Genomic DNA, 17,870 nt, shown 5'->3' on the forward strand with positions numbered 1-17,870 from the left:
GGTCTTTTTAAGGGTTCAGCGCGTCAAAACACGGGCATGGCGTGCCTGCCAGCCGAGCCGGACATGCATGCCCATCGCAAAATGGGCGAATTCGCATTGCGAGGACGGCACCCGCACGATCAGCGGCTTGTCGCTGAACGCGGTCTGCACATGCAGGTTGGTGTCGAGGCCGTGATAGGCGATCTCGACGATCTGGCCGCTGACCTGGTTGGCGCAGGTTTCGCCCTCCCCCAGCACCTGCAGGCGTTCGGGACGCACCACCACCGCCACCGATTGCCCCGGCACCAGCGGCGCATCGGTCTCGACGTTGAGTTCCTGGCCGTTGACGCGCACGGTGTGCTGCCCGGACCGCACACCTTCGAACAGGTTGCTGACACCGATGAAGTTGGCGACGAAGCGGCTGTTGGGGCTCTCGTAGAGTTCGCTCGGGCTGCCGCACTGGCAGACCTTGCCGCCATCGAGCACCGCCATGCGGTCGGACATGACCAGGGCTTCTTCCTGGTCGTGGGTGACGATGATGAAGGTGATGCCGCTTTCCAGTTGCAGGCGCTTGAGTTCCAGCTGCATCTTTTCCCGCAGCTTTTTGTCCAGTGCGCCCAGGGGCTCATCCAGCAGCAATACCCGTGGCCGCTTGACCAGCGCCCGCGCCAGGGCAACACGCTGGCGCTGCCCGCCGGAGAGCTGATCGGGCTTGCGCTCGGCCAGTTCAGCGAGCTGCGCGGTGCCCAGCACTTCATCGACCCGCCGGCGGATTTCCGCTTCCGGCAGGCGCTCCATCTCCAGGCCGTAAGCGATGTTCTTGCGCACGGTCATGTTGGGAAACAGCGCGTAGGACTGGAACATCAGGTTCAGCGGGCGCTTGTTGGCCGGCAGTGGCGAGATGTCCTTGCCATCCAGGTAGATACAGCCGCCACTGGGGGTTTCAAAACCGGCGAGCATGCGCAGCAAGGTGGTCTTGCCGCAGCCCGACGGGCCCAACAGCGCGAAGAACTCGTTCTCGCGGATGTTCAGCGACACCTCGTCGACCGCCAGGCCGTTGCCATAGGACTTGCTGACCTTGTCCAGGATCAGTACCGCAGATGAATTATTCATGGGTGCGAGGAGCCTTGTTCAGACGCTGCGAAGCCAGCAGCGCGGTGATGCTGACCAGCATCACCAGCGTCGCCAGGGCATTGATTTCCGGGGTGACACCAAAACGGATCATGGCGTAGATCTGCATGGGCAAGGTGGTCGACGCCTGGCCGGAACCGGAGTTGAAAAACGCGATGATGAATTCGTCCACCGACAGCGTGAACGACAGCAAGCCGCCGGCCAGCACGCCTGGAAAAATCGCCGGCAGCAGCACCCGGCGGAAGGTGGTGAAGGCACTGGCGCCAAGATCGATCGAGGCTTCGAGGATCGAGTAGTCGAAGTGCTTGAGGCGCGTGCGCACCACCGCGCAGACGAAGGCGATGTTGAACACCGCATGACTGATGATGATCGAGTGCAGGCCCAGGCCGACCTTGAGCAGGTTGAAGAAACTCAGCAGCGCAATGGCCAGGACGATGTCGGGGATGATCATCGGCGCCATCAGCAAGGTGTCCACCACATGGCCCTTGTCGCTGCCCTTGCGGCGCAACTCGATGCCCAGCGCCAGCAAGGTGCCGAGCACGCAGGCGATGAAGGTCGCCGCCAACGCCACGATCAGGGTGTTGAGCGCCGCCGACAGGATCGCCGAGTTGTGGGCCAGCGACACGTACCATTTCAGCGAGACGCCGCCCCAGGCGGTCGGCAGGCCGGACTTGTTGAACGACAACAGGATCAGCACCAGGATCGGCACGTACAGGAAGGCATACACCAGCCACAGGTGCGTATTGAGTGCGGTACCGCCCAAGGAACGCGACTGACTCATGCGCGGCCCCCTTCTGCACGGCGCGCCACCAGGGCCTGGACGAACAACAGGATCAGCATGATCGCGATCAGGAAGAAACTCAGTGCGGCACCGAACGGCCAGTCCCGCGCGGTGAGGAACTGCGCGTAGATCAGGTTACCGACCATCTGTACCTGCTTGCCGCCCAGCAGGTCGGCGGTAATGAAGTTGCCGATGCTGAGCACGAATACGAACACCGCACCGGCGGCGACACCCGGCACGCTCAGCGGCAGGATAATCCGGCGGAAGGTCATCCAGCCCGAGGCGCCCAGATCCCGGGAGGCGTCCCACAGCTCGTTGTTGATACGCGACAGCGAAGAGAAGATCGCCAGGATCACGAACGGGATGTAGTTGTAGACCAGGCCCAATACCACCGACGCTTCGGTGCTACAGCATATTGATCGGGTCACCGCTGTAGCCGAACATCTGCAACAGGCGGTTGATCAGGCCTTCGCGGTTGAGCAGGACGATCCAGGCGTAGGTGCGGATCAGGTAGTTGCTCCAGAACGGCAACATCACCAGGAACAGGAACACCGCCTGATGACGCCGTGGCGCACGGGCAATGGCGTACGCGGCGGGGTAGCCGATCAGCACGGCGAACAGCGTCGCCAGCCCGGCGATTTTCGCCGACTTGAGCAGAATGCCCAGGTACAGCGGATCGAACGCGCGCTGGTAGTTTTCCCAGGTGAACAGCCAGTCGATGCCGCCGTAGGCTCCGCGCTCGACGAAGCTGTAGACCAGCACCAGCACGCAGGGCACCACCAGGAAGATCAGCAGCCAGCCGAAGCCGGGCGCAAGAAGCCAGGCCGACAGGCGCCTGTCAGCATGCAAAGCACTCATTACCCAATCCTTGCGCCCAGTCACACGGGCGGTTTGCGAGCGTGGCGAGGCATGCCCGGCATGCCTCGGGATCGATGTGGCTTAGTTCTGCGCCGCCATGATTTCGGTGACCGCCCGGGTGTAGGCTTTTTGCGTGGTGCCGCCCAGGTCCCGCAACTGCTCCATCTTCAGCAAGTCGTCGGGGGCGATGGTGAGGTTGGGGTACTGCTTGAGCAGGTCAGCCGACAAGCCGGCCATGGCGGCCTGGTTGGGGACTTTGTAGAGGATGTTTTCCGCGACCCAGGCGTGGTTTTCCTTGGCCAGCATGAAGTTGATGAACTGCAACGCCTGGTCCTGGTGCTTGGAGCTTTTCAGCACGACCATGGTGTCGACCCACAAGTCGGAGCCTTCCTTGGGCACCACGAACTTGATCGCGGCATTGGCCTGGGTGCCGTAGTTGCACCAGCCGTCCCAGGCATGCGCCATCAGCGATTCGCCGGACGCGAGCTTGGAGTAGAAGGTGGTGTCGTCGAAGGCGAGGATGCGTTTCTTGGTGGCGATCAACTGGTCACGCACGGCGGCGATCTGTTTCGGGTCGCTGTCGTTGACGGACCAGCCCTTGGCCAGGAACCCGGCGCCGAGCATCCAGCGGTCGGTCGCGAGCATGGTCACCTTGCCCTTGAGCGCATCGCTGGGGTTGAGCAGTTCGTTCCAGCTCACCGGGGCCGGCGTGACCTTGTCGGAGCGGTAGCAGATGCCGGTAGTGCCCCAGGTGTACGGCACCGAGAAGTGGTTGCCCGGGTCATATTCCAGTTTCGAGGCTTGGGGATAGAGGTTCTTCAGGTTGGGGACCTTGACCGGATCGATGTCCGCAAGCAGCCCCTGTTTGTGCAGGACTTCAGCGAATGGCGAGGAGACAAACACCACGTCATACCCTTCTCCGCCCGAGGCCATGAGCTTGCCCATGATCTCTTCGTTGGTCGCGTGCAAGGCCTTGTCGACCTCGACGCCGCTGGCCGCCTTGAACTTGTCCAGCGCATCCGGGGCCATGTAACCGTCCCAGATGGAAATCACCATGTCTTTCGCAGTGGCCGCTTGTGCAGCGATCGCCAGGGAAACGCTCAATCCCAGACACATAAGGCCTTTCAGCTTTCTCATAATACTCACCCGACGATTGTTTATTTTTTGAATTCGAAGGCAGTACGGCAAAACCAGAGAAACGATTGCATGTGTTTTTTTTTAGAAATTAGGACCAGTATAAAAAGATGTCAATGGTTTTTTCTGGACTGACTGTCGGGCGGTGCATGACATAAGATGTGCACGTGAGTCCACAGCGACCAATAGAGATGAGACGCTTGAGCACAACAGCTGAAAAGAAACCTCGCACCAACCACTTGGAGCTGGCCCGGCGCATCCTCGAGCACACCCAGGAAAGCGGACTGGTGGCCGGCGACCCGGTGGCCGAGCAAGCCCTGGCGCGCACGTTTCAGGTGTCACGCACGCTGATCCGTGGCGCGCTCAATGTGCTGCTCGAGGAAAACCTGCTCAGCCACGAAGCCGGCAAGGGCTATCGCCTGCTCGCCACCCCAGCCGGCCAGGCGTTCAGCGCCGTATTGCCCCAGGCCGAGGAAGAAGAACTGGCCACTTCGGTGTTGCGCGATCGCATGGCCGGGCGCCTGGGTGACAGCATCAGCATCAGCGAACTGATGCGCCGCTATGGCATCGGCCGCCCAGCCGCACAGAAAGCCCTGCAGCAACTCAGTGAAAACCAGGCCATCGAGCGCGGGCCGGGGCAGTCGTGGCTGTTCCGACCGTCGCTGAACAGCTTCGCCGCCCTTGAGGAAAGCCTCAAATTCCGGCTGATTCTCGAACCGGAAGCGCTGCTCAGCGCCAACTTCAACGCCGATCCGCAACGCCTGGCCTTGCTGCGCAGCGCCATGCAGAGCCTGCTGGCAAGCCCGGTCGAGCATTTCGATATCCAGCAGTTTCGCGAGCTGGACATCAGCTTCCACGAGCTGATCGGCCAGAGCTGCGGCAATCGCTTTGTCGCTGACGCACTTCTCCAGCATCAGAGCCTGCGGCGCCTGCCGAACCTGCTGCCGAGCGTTAGCGTGCACCGCTTGCAGGAGGCATTGCGCGAACATCTGCAGATCATTGCGCACATCGAACGCGGCCAACTGGAAATCGCCGCCGACCTGCTGCGCCTGCATCTGCGCCTGAGCGCCGCCCAGCGCCCGCAAACGGCCAATCGCGGGATCCCTCAGGGCCACGTGTTCGGACGTCGCTGAAGCGCTCAAAATACAGGATGATTTTTTTTATAAAATAAGACAGCATCCAGTTATCTCAGGCACGGCGGACTTTACCCGCCACGGATTTTCTTGCCATGCACCCACAAAAACTGATCGCCCTGTTTCCGGAAGCCAGTTTCGGCGCGGCCCTGAACTGCATTGGTATCGCCCAGTCCTTGCGTGAGCTGGGGGCCAAACCGGTATTTATCTGCTACGAACATTTCCAGGGGCTGTTTGCCGAATACGGATTCGATGAGTACCCGATTGCGCCGGTCAACCCACTGTCGGCGGCGGAGCACCAGCACTACTGGGAGCGCTTCATCGAGCGCAATATCCCGTATTTCGACCAGACCCCACAGGCGCAGATCGACAGCTACGTCGCCCCGGCCTGGGAAGCGATCATCGACACCGCCATCGAAGCCGAGAAGCCGTTGCAGCAATTGCTCGGTCGTCTGAAGCCGGACGTGATCGTGCTCGATAATGTGGTCATGTTCCCCGCCATCGCCAACGCGGGTTGCCCGTGGGTGCGCATGGTCTCCTGCGCCGAAACCGAACTGCCGGATGCCGCCGTGCCGCCCTATCTGTCAGGCTGCCTGGCGGGCGACAACGAGGGGCGCGAGCGGTTTGCCGAGCATTATCACCGCGCCGTCGCGCCGGCCCATGAGCGTTTTTCCGCGTTCCTGGCGAACAACGGCACACCGCCCTGCCCGCCGGGCCAGTTTCTCGATGATTCGCCGTGGCTCAACCTGCTGCTGTCACCAACGCCCGTGCGGTATGCGCGAGACAAGGCCCTGGATCCGCAGCGGTATGTCTACCTCGACGGCTGCGTGCGGCGCGAGGCGCCCTACATCGTGCCGGACTTTCCACGGCACAACGACGCGCCACTGATCTACTTGAGCTTCGGTAGCCTGGGGGCGGCCGACACCTCGATGATCAAGCGCCTGATCGGCACCATCGAACACCTGCCCTATCGCTTCTTGATCAACGTCGGCGCCTATCGAGACGAGTACGCCACGGTGCCGGACAACGTCTACCTGGACAGCTGGTTTGCACAACCGGCGGTGCTCAGGGAGTGCCAGTTGTTCATCCACCACGGGGGCAACAACAGCTTCTGCGAAGCGCTGTATTTCGGCTTGCCGTCGGTGATCATCCCCTACTGCTGGGACGGCCACGACAACGCCGCCCGCGCCGAGGAAGTGGGCGTGGGGCGCTACCTGCCGCGCTTCGCCGACCCCCTGTCCGCCCTGCCGGCCGCCCTCGAACAACTGCTGGCCGATGCTTCAATGAAACAACGCCTGGCCACGATCAGCCAGACCATGCAAGCCACCCGCGGCACCGACATCGCGGCACGGGCGATCATGGCGCTGTAACCCCGGCCCCTCCGGTTTCCTGTAGGAGCGGGCTTGCTCGCGATGGCGCAGGGTCAGACACCATCGATGTTGAATGTGCCGACCTCATCGCGACGGTTCGACGCCTCGACAAGCTCGCTCCTACAGGGGGTGGGGATGGCCGGGTATCAGAATCGCCAACCCACCTCCTCCAGCGCCTTGGCCAACACCTCGACATCGGCATGGCTGCGCTCCTCGAACACCGGCATGTACGCCAACGGGTCGGCCAGGGTCGAGTCTGCAGCCAAAAACCCCTGGGCGGCGGCGTGCAGGCAGTAGGCGCTGTAGGCCGGGTTGTAGCCGCCTTCCTGGACGATCAGCAGGCGCCCTTCGCAGTGCGCGTCGGCGAAGTGGCGGACCCGTTGGGCCAGACGGTTGAAACCCTTCATGGTCAGCAACTGACGGCCGTTCGGGTCGAACTGCGAGGCGTCCAGGCCATTGGCGATGATCAGCAATTGCGGGGCAAACGAGGCCAGCGCCGGCTCGACGAACCGTTCGAACGCCAGCGCGTAGGTCAGATCCCCGGAGCCCATGGGCAATGGGATGTTCAGGTTGCTGCCAACCCCATCACCGCTGCCGCGCTCCTCGACGCCGCCGGTCTGCGGATGGCTCGGCCCCCAGGCGCCGTGGTCCATGTGCAGCGACACGGTCAGCACCGTCGGATCCTGGTAGAACCCTTCCTGGGTGCCGTTGCCGTGATGCACGTCCCAATCGACGATGGCCACCCGCTCGATGCCCGCCGCCTGCGCGGCTCTCGCTGCCACCGCGACGTTGTTGAAAAAGCAGTACCCGTCCGCCATGGCCGGCGCCGCATGGTGCCCCGGCGGGCGCACCAGTGCCATGGCCGGACGCCGCTCGCGCAGGGTCTGCTCCAGCGCCGCCACGCTGGTGCCCGCCGCCGCCAGCAACCCGGCCAGGCCACCAGCGTTGATCAGCGTGGTGCTGCTGAATCGCCGCCCTTGCTGATCAGCCTGTTGAATGCTCTCACCATAGGCCTGGGTGTGAAAACGCAGGATCTCCGGCCAGGTTGCGTGCCGCCCCTCGTGCCAGACCAGGTTCCCGGCCACCGGTCCATTGCGCAGGATCGCGCGCATGTTGACCAGCCGTGGGCTGCTTTCCGGGTGCTGGCTCTGCGTATCCAAAAGTTCGCTGGGCGGCGCCTCGAACACCCCGTAGCCGGTGTCGTGGCGCAGCACATCGTCGTGCCAGAAAACGTCCATCAATGCAGGCATGTCGGCTTCCTCAGTCGATGACGGTCAGCTCAGGAGCAATCTCGGACAGGCTGCGCGAGCCATCCTTTTCACACAGCACGGTGTCACCCAGCTTGAGCCCAAAGCCTTCGGAGTACAGGGACAGGTTAGGCTCGATCGAGAACGACATGTTTGGCTGAAACACATGGTCGTCGGCCTCGTCGACCATCATCGCTTCCAGCCAGGTCGGCGGATAGGCCAGGCCCAGGCTGTAGCCGATGCGGTGCACGCGGGTGCGCGACAGGTCGATGCGGTCAAGGATCTTGTTGCACACCCGGTTGGCCTCCCCCACCGGCGTGCCCGGCTTGGCCACGTCGATGGCAGCATTGAAAGCTTCGGTCAGCAGGGTCGAGACTTCCCGTACCCGCGCCGTCGGTTTGCCGATGACGGCGGTGCGCATCAGGATCGCGTGGTAACGGTTGCACACGCCGGCATGTTCGAGAATCACCACATCACCCGGACTGATGGTGATGCGGTGCGGCATGGCGTGGGTCATGGTGCTGCGCCGCCCGGTGGCACACATCGGACTGATCGCCGAATACTCGCTGCCGGCCGCGCCCAGCGCCTGGGAGACGATCCCGGAAATCTCCACTTCCGACATGCCCGGACGCAGCGCCTCGAACGCGGCGCGCATGCCGTAGTCGGCCATGCGTGCGGCGCTGCGCTGGTATTCGATTTCTTCGGCGGTCTTGATCAGGCGCTCTTCGGCGACCACCACCGAGGCATCCTCGAAATGCGCGTTGGGCATGTGCCGCAGCAGCGTGGTGTATTGCAGGGCGCTGAAGGTCGAGGCCTGCATTTCCAGGCCGATGCGACCCTGGCTCAGGCCCAGCCCTTCGAGCGAATCGGCGACGATGCGCAGCGGGTCCTGCTTGGCGATGTCGTAGAAGATCCCCTCTTCCAGACTCGACAACTCATAGGTGCACGGCTCTTCGCTGGTGCGGGTGAGGAAGATCGGGTTGACCAGTTTCGGCGAAATGATCAGCGCCTGGTACCAGAGGAAACCCAGGCTGTCGAAGCCCGTCAGGTAGTTGATGTTGTCCGGGTAGTTGATCACCATCGCGTCGAGGCCACGCTCGCTCATTCGGCGTTTGACCGCGTCGATACGTTGACGATAAGTGCGCAGCGGAAATGCAGTCATCATGAGGACTCCCTCCTTAGGGAAAAGGTGCACGGGTGACGAGTGAGGTATTGCGTTGAGACGGGCCGGCTAGCGACCCGGTGTGTCAGCGTTCCTGTCGTGCCGGTACAGGCGCACCAGCAGCACGACCAGGGTGATGAAGATCATCAGGGTGGAAACGGCGGCGACGGCCGGATCGAGGTTGTAGCGCAGGCCATCCCAGATGCGCTTGGGCACGGTAATGACGTTGAGGCCGCTGGTGAACAGCGTGACCACCACCTCTTCCCAGGACATGATGAAGGCCATGAAGAAACTCCCGGCCATGCCCACCCGCACGTTGGGCATCAGCACCTGGCGGAGGGTCATCCACAGGCCCGCGCCCATCGAACGCGAGGCCTTGTACAGGCTGGTGTCGAGCCGGCTGTAGGCCACCAGCATGGCGATCAGCGAGTACGGAAGTGCCATCATCAGGTGGCCAAAACCCACGCCGAGCAAGGTGTCGAGTTGCTGCACCTTCGCCCCCAGGTAATAGATGGACATGGCGGACACCACCTGCGGCACGATCATCGGCAACAGCACCACGGTGGTCAGCGCAATGCGGTGACGGGGCTCCAGCCAGATGCCGGTGGCGAACAGCAATGCCAGGGCGGTGCTGATCACCCCCACGACAATCGCCAGCCCCAGGCTTTGCAGGATCGAGCTAAGCCAGCCACCACTGAGCAGCTCCAGGTAATGGCGCAGGGACCAGGCGCCGTCCGGAAAGGCCAGATAGCGTTGATCACCGAACGACAGCGGCACGATGACCAGCACCGGCAGCAGCAGGAAAGCCGCCGCCAGCAACAGGCCGGCGAACGACAGCAGCCGGGCGACATCGAAGCGCGGCTTCAATCGTGCAGCGGCCGGCGCCTGCGCGGTCAGACGACTTACCGTTGGCAAGCTACTCATGCGGTTCTCCCGGTCAAACGTGCAAAACCCACCAGCTTGCCGAACACCAGCGCGCAAACCGCGACCATCAACATCAGGACAATGCTCAGCGCGGCGCCCAGACCCCATTTGGACAACTGGAACATCTGGATGTAGATGCTCTCGGCCAGCATCGCTGCCTTGCCACCGCCCAACAGGGCCGGCGTAACGAAGCAACCGAGGCTGAACACGAACACCGTCGCCGAGGCCGCTGCCACACCGGGCACGGTGAGCGGGAAGAACACGTCCCGTAGCATCGCCCAGCGTCGCGCGCCCAGGCTGCTCGCCGCCCGCAGCAGGCCGTCGTCGATCTGGCGCATCGAGGACAGCAACGGCAGCACCGCGTAGGGCACCATGAAATGCACCATGCCGATCAGCGCCCCGAGTTCATTGCGCACCAGCGCCAGCGGCTCGTCGACGATGCCCAGGGTCAGCAGGCTCTGGTTGACCAGACCGTCGTTGCGCAACAACACCAGCCAGGCGAACGCGCGGATCAGCATCGACAACCAGAACGGCAGCAGCACGAACAACTCGATGAGCTGCCGCCCGCGCCCGGATGCGAACCGCCAGCGATAGGCAATCAGGTAGGCGATGGCGACGCTGATCAGCGTGGTCAGCAGGCAAATACGCAGCGTGCGCCAGATGACCGTGTGGATCGTCGCGTTGTCGATGATCGTCGCGTAATGCTGCACGCCTGGCTGCGGCAGGCTGAGACTCCAGCCCAGCACACCCACCGTCGGCAACAGGTAACCGACGAGGATGATCACCGGCAACGGCAGGATCAGCAGCGCGTAGATGGACAACGTCCCTTGGGAACCGAGTCGCATGTCAGCCACCAATCAGGGCCAGGTAACGTTCGAGGGTTTCACCGTAATGATCGGCGTACCACAGGTTGTTCATCGACACCTGTTTGGCCAGGTTGTCCGGCGCGGTCGGGTTGATGCGCTGCAACTCGGGCGAGAGCAAGGCGTTCACCTTGGCGTCCACCGGACCCATGTTGTAGACCTCCATCAGCTTGGCCTGGACTTCCGGGCGCAAGGCGTAGGCGATGAACTTCATGGCGTTGGCGGAACCGGCCGGGTTGTTCTTCGGCACGAACCACACCGACGGCGCGACGATGGCGTTGTCGAAGGTCCAGTCCACCGCACCACCGGTGTCGTGTTTGACCAGTTCGGCGCGGGTGTGCCACATCTGGCCCATGCTCGCCTCGCCGTCGCGCAGCAGTTGTTGCGACTCGGCACCGGTGGACCAGTGCGTGACCACGTGGGGCATCAGCTCCTCGATCTTGCGCAGGGCGCGGTCGACGTCCAGCGGGTAGAGCTTGTCCGGGGCGACGCCATCGGCCAGCAGCGCGCACTCCAGGTTGGCGCTCATCCATTTGTACAGCGTGCGTTTGCCGGGGTACTTCTTCACGTCCCAGAAATCCGCCCAGCTTTTCGGCGGGTTCTTGCCGAAGCGTTTGGCGTCGTAGCCGATCACGTAGCTGTAGGTGTAGTTGGCCAGGCCGAATTCGTGGATATCGCCATAGCCGATCAAAGACTTGTCGACGATCGAGTAGTCGATGGGCGTCAGCACCCCCTCCTTGCCCAGGCGGTACGAGGAATACATTTCACCGTCGCACACATCCCAGCGCACAGCGCCGCTGTTGACCTGGGTTTTCACCGCGCCTTCGGTGGGGCCGCTGCCGTCGACCTTGAGCACCAGGCCACTGGCGCCGGCGAAATCCAGGTAGCTTTTCTCGAAGGCCGGGACCGCATCGCCACCCCAGTTGGACACCACCAGCGAACCGCCGGCGGCGAAGGCACCGCGCATCGGACCGAGCCCGGCCATGGCGGCCGCGACCATCAGGGCCTGGTTGAAACTGCGACGGCTGAGCGTGCCGGCTTCGAGTTTCTCCCGGGCGATGTCCATTGTGTCGTCGATAAAGCGCTGTTTGTCTTTCATCCTCGGAACCCCATGCAATAGGTGGTGGGCAGGTGATCGAACCAGTTTTTATTAGGTGTGTTGCTTGCTGTTGTTTTAAGCCGAAATCAGGTGGCCATGTTGCTGCGACCAGGCGCACCAATACGGCTGGCCCTGTTGCAGGTTGCTCAACATCGGATGACCGACCGGGATGCGCAACGCCATCGGTTGCGCATCGTCCAGGCGCATGTCGAGGCTGACGTGGGTACCCAGGTAAGTGAGTTTTTCCATGCGCGCGATCACGCCGTTCCCGCCGCCGGCCTGGGCGAGCGGTTGCAGGTCGACGTGTTCGGGGCGGATCGCCAGCCAGTGCTCGCCGGCATTGCTTACCGCCAGCGGGTCGGCGCCGCGGGTCACCACCAGCGAGCGACCCTGGTAATTGCAGATCAGCGCGTCGTCCTGGCGGCGAATGCCCTGCACGCCGAGCAGGTTGGTGTCACCAAGGAAGTTGGCGACGAAGCGACTGGACGGCTGCTCGTAGACTTCCTGCGGCGTGCCCAGCTGTTCCAGGCGACCATGATTGAACACCGCGACCCGGTCGGACAGCGCCAGTGCTTCTTCCTGGTCGTGGGTGACGAAAACAAAGGTGGTGCCGAATTCCTTGTGCATGCGCGCCAGCTCCATCTGCATCTCCTGGCGCAGGCGGCGGTCGAGGGCGGACAAGGGTTCGTCGAGCAGCAGCAACGAGGGTTCGAACACCAGCGCCCGGGCCAGGGCCACACGCTGTTGCTGGCCGCCGGACAACTGCTGGATGCCGCGCTCGCCCTTACCTTGCAGGCCGACCCTTTCGAGCATCTGCCCGACCTTCTCGGTGATCTGTGCGGCGGGCATTTTGCGCACCTTGAGCGGGTAGGCGATGTTCTGCGCCACAGTCATGTGCGGGAACAGCGCATAGCCCTGGAACACCACGCCAAAATCGCGCTGGTCGGCGGGCAGGTGGGTAATGTTCTGGCCATTGCGTTCGATGCGGCCTTCGCTGGGCGTTTCGAAGCCGGCGAGCATCATCAGGGTGGTGCTTTTGCCGGAACCGGACGGCCCGAGCAGGGTGAGGAATTCACCGCGCTTGATGTGCAGGGTCAGGTCACTCAACGCACGGGTTTGCCCGTAGGACTTGCCGAGGCGTATCAGGTCGACAAATTGCGCTTGCTGAACCGACATCGAAAATCCCTCTCGTGTAACCGTATGAGTGACTGACTGGTGGAGCCATCTTCACGACAAACCAGATTGACATCAAATGATTTGTTTTCTAGGTTTCATGTGAATTCAACTAACCATCAATCAGGCAAACATGGCTCTGAAAGCGACACGCCGCCTCCCCTCCCTGATCGCCCTGCGCGCTTTCGATGCCCTGGTCCGGCAGGGCAGCACGGGCGGGGCGGCACTGGAACTGCACGTTACCCACAGCGCCATCAGCCACCAGATCAAGAAGCTAGAGGAAGAGCTGGAAGTGGCGCTGGTGGAGCGCCAGGGCAAGGGCGTGCACCTGACCTCGGCGGGGCGCAAGTTGAGCCAGTTGGTCAACGGCGCGTTCGAGCAACTGCGCGACATCCAGACGGCCCTGCCCACCTCCACGCCGTCCGGCAGCCTGCGCATCGCCTGCGCCCCGGCACTGTTGGCGCGAATCTCGAAAATCCTCGACCGTTTTTTGCGTGATTACCCGGACGTGTCGCTGTACATGCTGCCGATCGAACAGGCGACACCGAACGTCGACCTGGTGATTTCGTTTGGTGACAGCCAGGTCGAAGGCCAGCGCATCGCGGCGCTGGGCGACATCATGTATTTCCCGGTGGGCAGCCCGCGCCTGCTCAACGGTAGCGAACCGTTGCGCAAACCACGTGACCTGGAGCGCCAGGTGTTGCTGCATGAGGACGAGGGCTATGACTGGAGCCGCTATTTCCTGGCGGCCGGCATTCCCAGCTTGCAGGGTCGGCAGAACATCTACCTGCCGAATGCCTCATTGACCATCGACGCGGCGATTGCCGGCACGGGCGTGACCATCAGCGATCACATCCTGGCGGGCGAGCACCTGGCCCAGGGTACGCTGATCCGCCTGTTCGACATCCAGTTCCCGGCCCCGCACCCGTACTTCATCATCCTGCCGCCGCGGGGCGCGAATGACCTGGCCAAGGCATTCTCGGATTGGCTGATGCGCGAGCTGGAGATGATTGCGCGGGTGGATTGAGGTTTCGCGGTGGCTATGACGTCCTCTTCGCGGGCAAGCCCGCTCCCACAGGGTTTTGGGTGTTCACACTATTTATGCAACAACACGGATCATTGTAGGAGCGGGCTTGCCCGCGAAGAGGCCAGTCCAGACAACCCAAATGTCAGCCCCGCAGAATCATGAACACCTTGCGCACGTGCGTGAGGTTTTCCCAGGTACCCTTGAACCCGGCGGCCACCACGAAGGTGTCACCGGCCTGGAACGACTGGCTGACGCCATCGCTGTCGGTCAGGCGGACTTGCCCTTCGAGCAGGTGGCAAAGCTCATCGTAGTCGCACTCGCAGCGCTCCAGATGGGGCGGGGCCTCCCAGATGCCGGCGGTGGCTTTTTTCTGCGGGTCGACAAAATGCCGCCAGCTGCGGCTACGGTACGGTGTGTCGACAAGCGCCGGGTCCGTGGTGTCGAGTTCGACCACGGGCAACTCGGGGTTGGCGAAGTCGATGATGTGCGAAGGCGTGCTCATGCGTGTACTCACTCCAGTCAAGAATCAAACCCGATGCCCAATGCATCGAACCCCTTGAGCAGCCAGTCGCGGTGCCCGGTGCGGTCTTCGCGGGCCAGCGAGCGCTGGGCCATCGACACGCCCAGGTACCGCAAGGGCTCGGGGGGAAACGGAAACGGTGCGGTCGAGGTCATCGCCAGCTTTGTACGCTCAGTGGCTTTGCCCTCCAGCAGGTCGAGCAGGGTCAATGCCGCGAAACGGCTGGCGGACACACCCTGCCCGGTGAAGCCCTGGGCATAGGCCACACGGCCATTGGACGCGGTGCCGCAGAACATCGTGGTGCGCGCCGAGGTGTCGATGATGCCGCCCCAGGCGTGGCTGAAACGCACATCGACCAACGCCGGGAAGGCCGCCTGAAATTGCCGGGCCAGGGTGGCGAAGCTGTCGGGACGCTGGGTCAGCGCCTCGTCGCGGCGGCTGCCGAAGTGATAGATCGCGTCATAGCCGCCCCAGAGAATGCGGTTGTCCTCGGTCTTGCGCAGGTAATGAAACTGATTGCCGCTGTCGGCGATGCCGTAGCGCCCGACCCAGCCAATGGCGCGCAATTGCTCGTCGTCCAGCGGCTGGGTTGCCAAGGCATAGTCATAGATCGGAATGACCTTGGATTTAAGCGTCCCCAGCAGGGGCGGCGCGATGTTGGTGGCGAGCGCGACCTTGTCCGCCCTGACCGTGCCCAGGCCGGTTTCCAGCACCTGATAAGTGCCGTCTTCACGCAAACGACTGACAGGCGAATGCTCGAACAACTGCACCCCTTGCGCCAGGCAAACCCGGCGCAACTCGGTGACCATTTTCACCGGGTTGAGCAGCGCATAATTGGGCTCGAAGACACCGGCGACATAGTCGGGCGAGTCCAGGTAGGCCTTGAGGTCAACGCCTTCCACGTACTGACAATCAATGCCGAAGCGCTCATAGTTGCGCTGCATCGAGCGCAAGCCATCGACCTGCCACGGCTGGCTGGCGACGTTGAGTTTGCCCTGGCGCTCGAACGCCACGTCCATGGCGTACTCCTGAAGATCCTGCTGGAAAGCATCGAGGTTTTCCCGACCCAGGCGCACCAGTTGCTCGGCCTCCCCCGGCCAGCGTTTCAACGCATTGGCCACACCATGGGAAATGCTCGGTGCGCAGAACCCGCCGTTGCGTCCACTCGCCTCACCGCCGCACTCCCTGGCCTCCAGCACCACGATCCTTGCATCGGGCCAACGCTGTCGCGCTTTCAGCGCCGTCCACAAACCGACAAAACCACCGCCGACGATGGCAATGTCGCAGAGGATGTCGCCGGTCAGTCGGGGAGCGGCTGGCGGGCTGACTCGCGCCTCCAACCAGACGGGGTAAGGCCGGGCATCAGCCAGGGATGGGTTCGCGGTGTGCTGGGTCATGCGCTCGGCTCCGAAAATTCATAGGCTGACGCTAATGCAAACGCCTGCGCTTTCACAGGCACCACGGCGCGACAAACCTCGCAGCGGACACGGGCGGAAAACCACGGCTTCTGGAATACTCACGACTCGCCCCTGATGCGCGACCTGGAGTTCGTTGTGCAAGCACTGGATTTACCCACCACCGACACCTTCGTGACGGATCCGGCGAGCGCCCAGACCCACCTGGTCGCCGTGCGTTACCACCAGGCCTGGAAACGCCGCGACCTCGACGCGGTGATGGCGCTGTATCACCCGGCGGTCGAGTACAACGATTTCCTGCAAAACCGCGCGCTGGACTACGGACAACTGCGCGCGTATCTCGGCGCCAGCATGCCGCGCGGGTCGCAGGAATTGCAGACCTACACCGACCGCCTGCGAGTCGACGGCGACACCGCGTTCCTGCAATACCAGGTGACGCTCAATGGCAGTGACGGGCTGGTGTCATTGCGCACCGTCGAAGCGCTATCGATCCGCGACGGGTTGATTGTCAGTGTCAACGAGCATGCCGCCCTGGTCAGCCAGGCGCCGCCCGTAACGCGCCCGACATACAGTGCAGGTGCCGTAAGCCGCCTGGGCTTGTCCGCCCGGCAGATCGGCGCGCTGGCCAATGATTTGCAGCAGTATTTCGAACAGTCCAAGCCGTACCTCGATCCACGCCTGGACTTGTCCAATGTCGCGGCGTCGACGGGGTACACGCGTAACCAGATTTCGTTTTTCCTCAATCAGGTTCGCGGGCAAACGTTTTATGCGCTGCTCAATCAGCTGCGGCTGGATGAGGCGCTGGAGCACCTGAACACCCAGGGCACGACGGCCCGGATCGAGGAGATAGCCAGTGCGGCGGGGTTCAATTCGTTGTCGACGTTTTATCGCTGCTTCAAGGAGCGGACCGGGTGTTCGCCGAAGAGTTATGCACAACGACTGTGCAACCTGTAGGAGCGAGCATGCTCGCTCCTACAGGTTGCTGGCGTAGTCGTAAAACGCCAGCGCCGCCAGGTTCTTGTCCTTGGCCTCGAGCATGATGTCGAAGCGATCGCGAAACTGCAGCGCGTAGTCATTGGTCCAGCGGTTCCACATCTGGTCGCTGTGCGCGTAGAGGTCACGCTTTGACACCACCTGCAACAACGCCTCCATCTCCAGCTTGTTGCCGGCATCGAAGCCCAATTCCTGCAAACGCTCCGGTGGCTGGGAGTAATGCATGGTCGGACGAACGCCGCGCCAACTGTCGATCACTCGTGCAACCCTGGGGTCATCGGGGGCGATGTAGTCGTTTTCATGGATCCAGCAATGGTGAATGTCCAGCACCACGGGCGCCAGGTCGGCCACTTGCAGGCAATGGTCCAGCCCGTAGGTTTTCTCGTCGTTCTCGAAAGTGATGCAGTTCCTGGCAACCTCCGACAGCCTCGACCAGACGGCACGCGTCCCCTCGACACCCAATCGCCCGGCGATGTGCACATTGCACTTGAGGTCCTGGAAACGCCGTCCGTAGCCCATCATGCGGATCATGTCGGCGTGGTATTCGAACTCGGCGACGCTGTTTTCCACGACACCTGGGTTATCCGATCCCAACACACAATATTGTCCGGGGTGAAACGACAGGCGTATGTCCGCCTCGCGCGCCAGCTCGCCGATGGCGGCGAACCCCGCCGCCAACTGCTGCTCGATCCCGGGGTCGCGATAGAAATCTCGAACCTTTTGATGGCTGTAGAACGGCAAAAGGTCGCTGCTCAGACGCAGCATGCGAAGGGTCGGCGGCAACCCGCTGACATATTCGAGCAGGCGCAGTTGTGCGGCCAGGTTGTGCAGCACCACTTCAATCAGCTTGTCGCGCGCAAGCTGCGGCGACACCGTGTCCATCCAGCGAAGGGTGGTAGTACGCGGGTTCAAGGGGCCTTCGAGCGCCTTGAGCTCAGACACCGACAGCTCACGCTGCGGATGCTTGAACTGACAGGCAAAACCGATTCGCGTCAGGGTCATGGAGAGGACGGCTCGTTTGAGTTAATGTCGTACACGGCGTTCAGATAAGCGATAAGAAC

18 protein-coding genes are annotated in these 17,870 nt (G+C 62.6%); 4 read left to right on the forward strand and 14 right to left on the reverse strand.

All coding sequences use genetic code 11. The features are described 5' to 3' along the window. Positions 1 to 15 precede the first annotated feature (15 nt). The 5 genes from AB4N33_RS11480 to AB4N33_RS11500 all read right to left on the reverse strand — a co-directional run bounded on the left by AB4N33_RS11480 (position 16) and on the right by AB4N33_RS11500 (position 3,886). The gene (locus AB4N33_RS11480; protein WP_476457332.1) at positions 16 to 1,092 is read right to left on the reverse strand and encodes an ABC transporter ATP-binding protein; all 1,077 of its coding nucleotides are present in this window, start codon (positions 1,090 to 1,092) and stop codon (positions 16 to 18) included. Continuing rightward, entirely contained in the window at positions 1,085 to 1,891 is an 807-nt protein-coding gene (locus AB4N33_RS11485; RefSeq protein ID WP_460116514.1) for an ABC transporter permease, read from the reverse strand. Before AB4N33_RS11485 ends, AB4N33_RS11480 begins: the two co-directional genes overlap by 8 nt. Beyond that, positions 1,888 to 2,319, reverse strand: coding sequence for an ABC transporter permease (locus AB4N33_RS11490; protein ID WP_476457333.1), 432 nt, complete (start codon positions 2,317 to 2,319; stop codon positions 1,888 to 1,890). The genes AB4N33_RS11485 and AB4N33_RS11490 overlap by 4 nt, the downstream gene beginning before the upstream one ends. Further along, positions 2,297 to 2,749 (reverse strand): ABC transporter permease, encoded by a 453-nt coding sequence (locus AB4N33_RS11495; protein WP_476457334.1) that lies wholly within the window; start codon positions 2,747 to 2,749, stop codon positions 2,297 to 2,299. Before AB4N33_RS11495 ends, AB4N33_RS11490 begins: the two co-directional genes overlap by 23 nt. An 81-nt stretch (positions 2,750 to 2,830) precedes the next feature. After that, complete coding sequence (locus AB4N33_RS11500; protein WP_460116517.1) at positions 2,831 to 3,886, reverse strand: polyamine ABC transporter substrate-binding protein; 1,056 nt, start codon at positions 3,884 to 3,886, stop codon at positions 2,831 to 2,833. 197 nt (positions 3,887 to 4,083) lie between these two features. On the opposite strand from AB4N33_RS11500, the gene AB4N33_RS11505 reads away from it, so the two are divergent. Beyond that, positions 4,084 to 5,016 carry a GntR family transcriptional regulator gene (locus tag AB4N33_RS11505; RefSeq protein WP_460116519.1) on the forward strand — a complete coding sequence of 311 codons (933 nt, stop codon included), beginning with the start codon at positions 4,084 to 4,086 and terminating at the stop codon, positions 5,014 to 5,016. 95 nt (positions 5,017 to 5,111) lie between these two features. Further along, a complete protein-coding gene (locus AB4N33_RS11510; protein ID WP_476457335.1) occupies positions 5,112 to 6,386 on the forward strand; it encodes a nucleotide disphospho-sugar-binding domain-containing protein in 1,275 nt (424 codons plus the stop codon). A gap of 146 nt (positions 6,387 to 6,532) precedes the next feature. Here AB4N33_RS11510 and AB4N33_RS11515 read toward each other — a convergent pair whose 3' ends face one another. The 6 genes from AB4N33_RS11515 to AB4N33_RS11540 all read right to left on the reverse strand — a co-directional run bounded on the left by AB4N33_RS11515 (position 6,533) and on the right by AB4N33_RS11540 (position 12,857). Then, positions 6,533 to 7,636, reverse strand: a complete 1,104-nt coding sequence (locus tag AB4N33_RS11515) for an arginase family protein (RefSeq protein ID WP_476457336.1) — start codon at positions 7,634 to 7,636, stop codon at positions 6,533 to 6,535. Between the two features lie 10 nt (positions 7,637 to 7,646). Continuing rightward, positions 7,647 to 8,798, reverse strand: a complete 1,152-nt coding sequence (locus AB4N33_RS11520) for a M24 family metallopeptidase (RefSeq protein ID WP_476457337.1) — start codon at positions 8,796 to 8,798, stop codon at positions 7,647 to 7,649. Between the two features lie 66 nt (positions 8,799 to 8,864). Then, positions 8,865 to 9,719 (reverse strand): ABC transporter permease, encoded by an 855-nt coding sequence (locus AB4N33_RS11525; protein ID WP_476457338.1) that lies wholly within the window; start codon positions 9,717 to 9,719, stop codon positions 8,865 to 8,867. Then, positions 9,716 to 10,564: an ABC transporter permease gene (locus tag AB4N33_RS11530; RefSeq protein WP_476457339.1), complete on the reverse strand. Its 849-nt coding sequence runs from the start codon at positions 10,562 to 10,564 to the stop codon at positions 9,716 to 9,718. Before AB4N33_RS11530 ends, AB4N33_RS11525 begins: the two co-directional genes overlap by 4 nt. A 1-nt stretch (position 10,565) precedes the next feature. Beyond that, complete coding sequence (locus AB4N33_RS11535; protein ID WP_476457340.1) at positions 10,566 to 11,681, reverse strand: ABC transporter substrate-binding protein; 1,116 nt, start codon at positions 11,679 to 11,681, stop codon at positions 10,566 to 10,568. Positions 11,682 to 11,756: 75 nt separating this feature from the next. Further along, positions 11,757 to 12,857, reverse strand: a complete 1,101-nt coding sequence (locus AB4N33_RS11540) for an ABC transporter ATP-binding protein (RefSeq protein WP_476457341.1) — start codon at positions 12,855 to 12,857, stop codon at positions 11,757 to 11,759. A gap of 130 nt (positions 12,858 to 12,987) precedes the next feature. Here AB4N33_RS11540 and AB4N33_RS11545 point away from each other — a divergent pair, with 130 nt between their 5' ends. Continuing rightward, on the forward strand, positions 12,988 to 13,881 hold the full coding sequence (locus tag AB4N33_RS11545; protein ID WP_460116532.1) for a LysR family transcriptional regulator: 894 nt from the start codon (positions 12,988 to 12,990) through the stop codon (positions 13,879 to 13,881). A 142-nt stretch (positions 13,882 to 14,023) separates the two neighbouring features. Here AB4N33_RS11545 and AB4N33_RS11550 read toward each other — a convergent pair whose 3' ends face one another. Further along, entirely contained in the window at positions 14,024 to 14,383 is a 360-nt protein-coding gene (locus AB4N33_RS11550; protein WP_476457342.1) for a cupin domain-containing protein, read from the reverse strand. 17 nt (positions 14,384 to 14,400) lie between these two features. After that, a complete protein-coding gene (locus AB4N33_RS11555; protein ID WP_476457343.1) occupies positions 14,401 to 15,798 on the reverse strand; it encodes an NAD(P)/FAD-dependent oxidoreductase in 1,398 nt (465 codons plus the stop codon). A 135-nt stretch (positions 15,799 to 15,933) separates the two neighbouring features. Between AB4N33_RS11555 and AB4N33_RS11560 the strand changes: the two genes are divergently transcribed. After that, the gene (locus AB4N33_RS11560; protein ID WP_476457344.1) at positions 15,934 to 16,770 is read left to right on the forward strand and encodes a helix-turn-helix domain-containing protein; all 837 of its coding nucleotides are present in this window, start codon (positions 15,934 to 15,936) and stop codon (positions 16,768 to 16,770) included. An 18-nt stretch (positions 16,771 to 16,788) separates the two neighbouring features. Here the strand turns inward: AB4N33_RS11560 and AB4N33_RS11565 are convergent, their stop codons facing one another. Beyond that, positions 16,789 to 17,811: a UV damage endonuclease UvsE gene (locus AB4N33_RS11565; protein ID WP_476457345.1), complete on the reverse strand. Its 1,023-nt coding sequence runs from the start codon at positions 17,809 to 17,811 to the stop codon at positions 16,789 to 16,791. Positions 17,812 to 17,870 lie beyond the last annotated feature (59 nt).

This window comes from Pseudomonas sp. S1_E05, assembly GCF_056337105.1.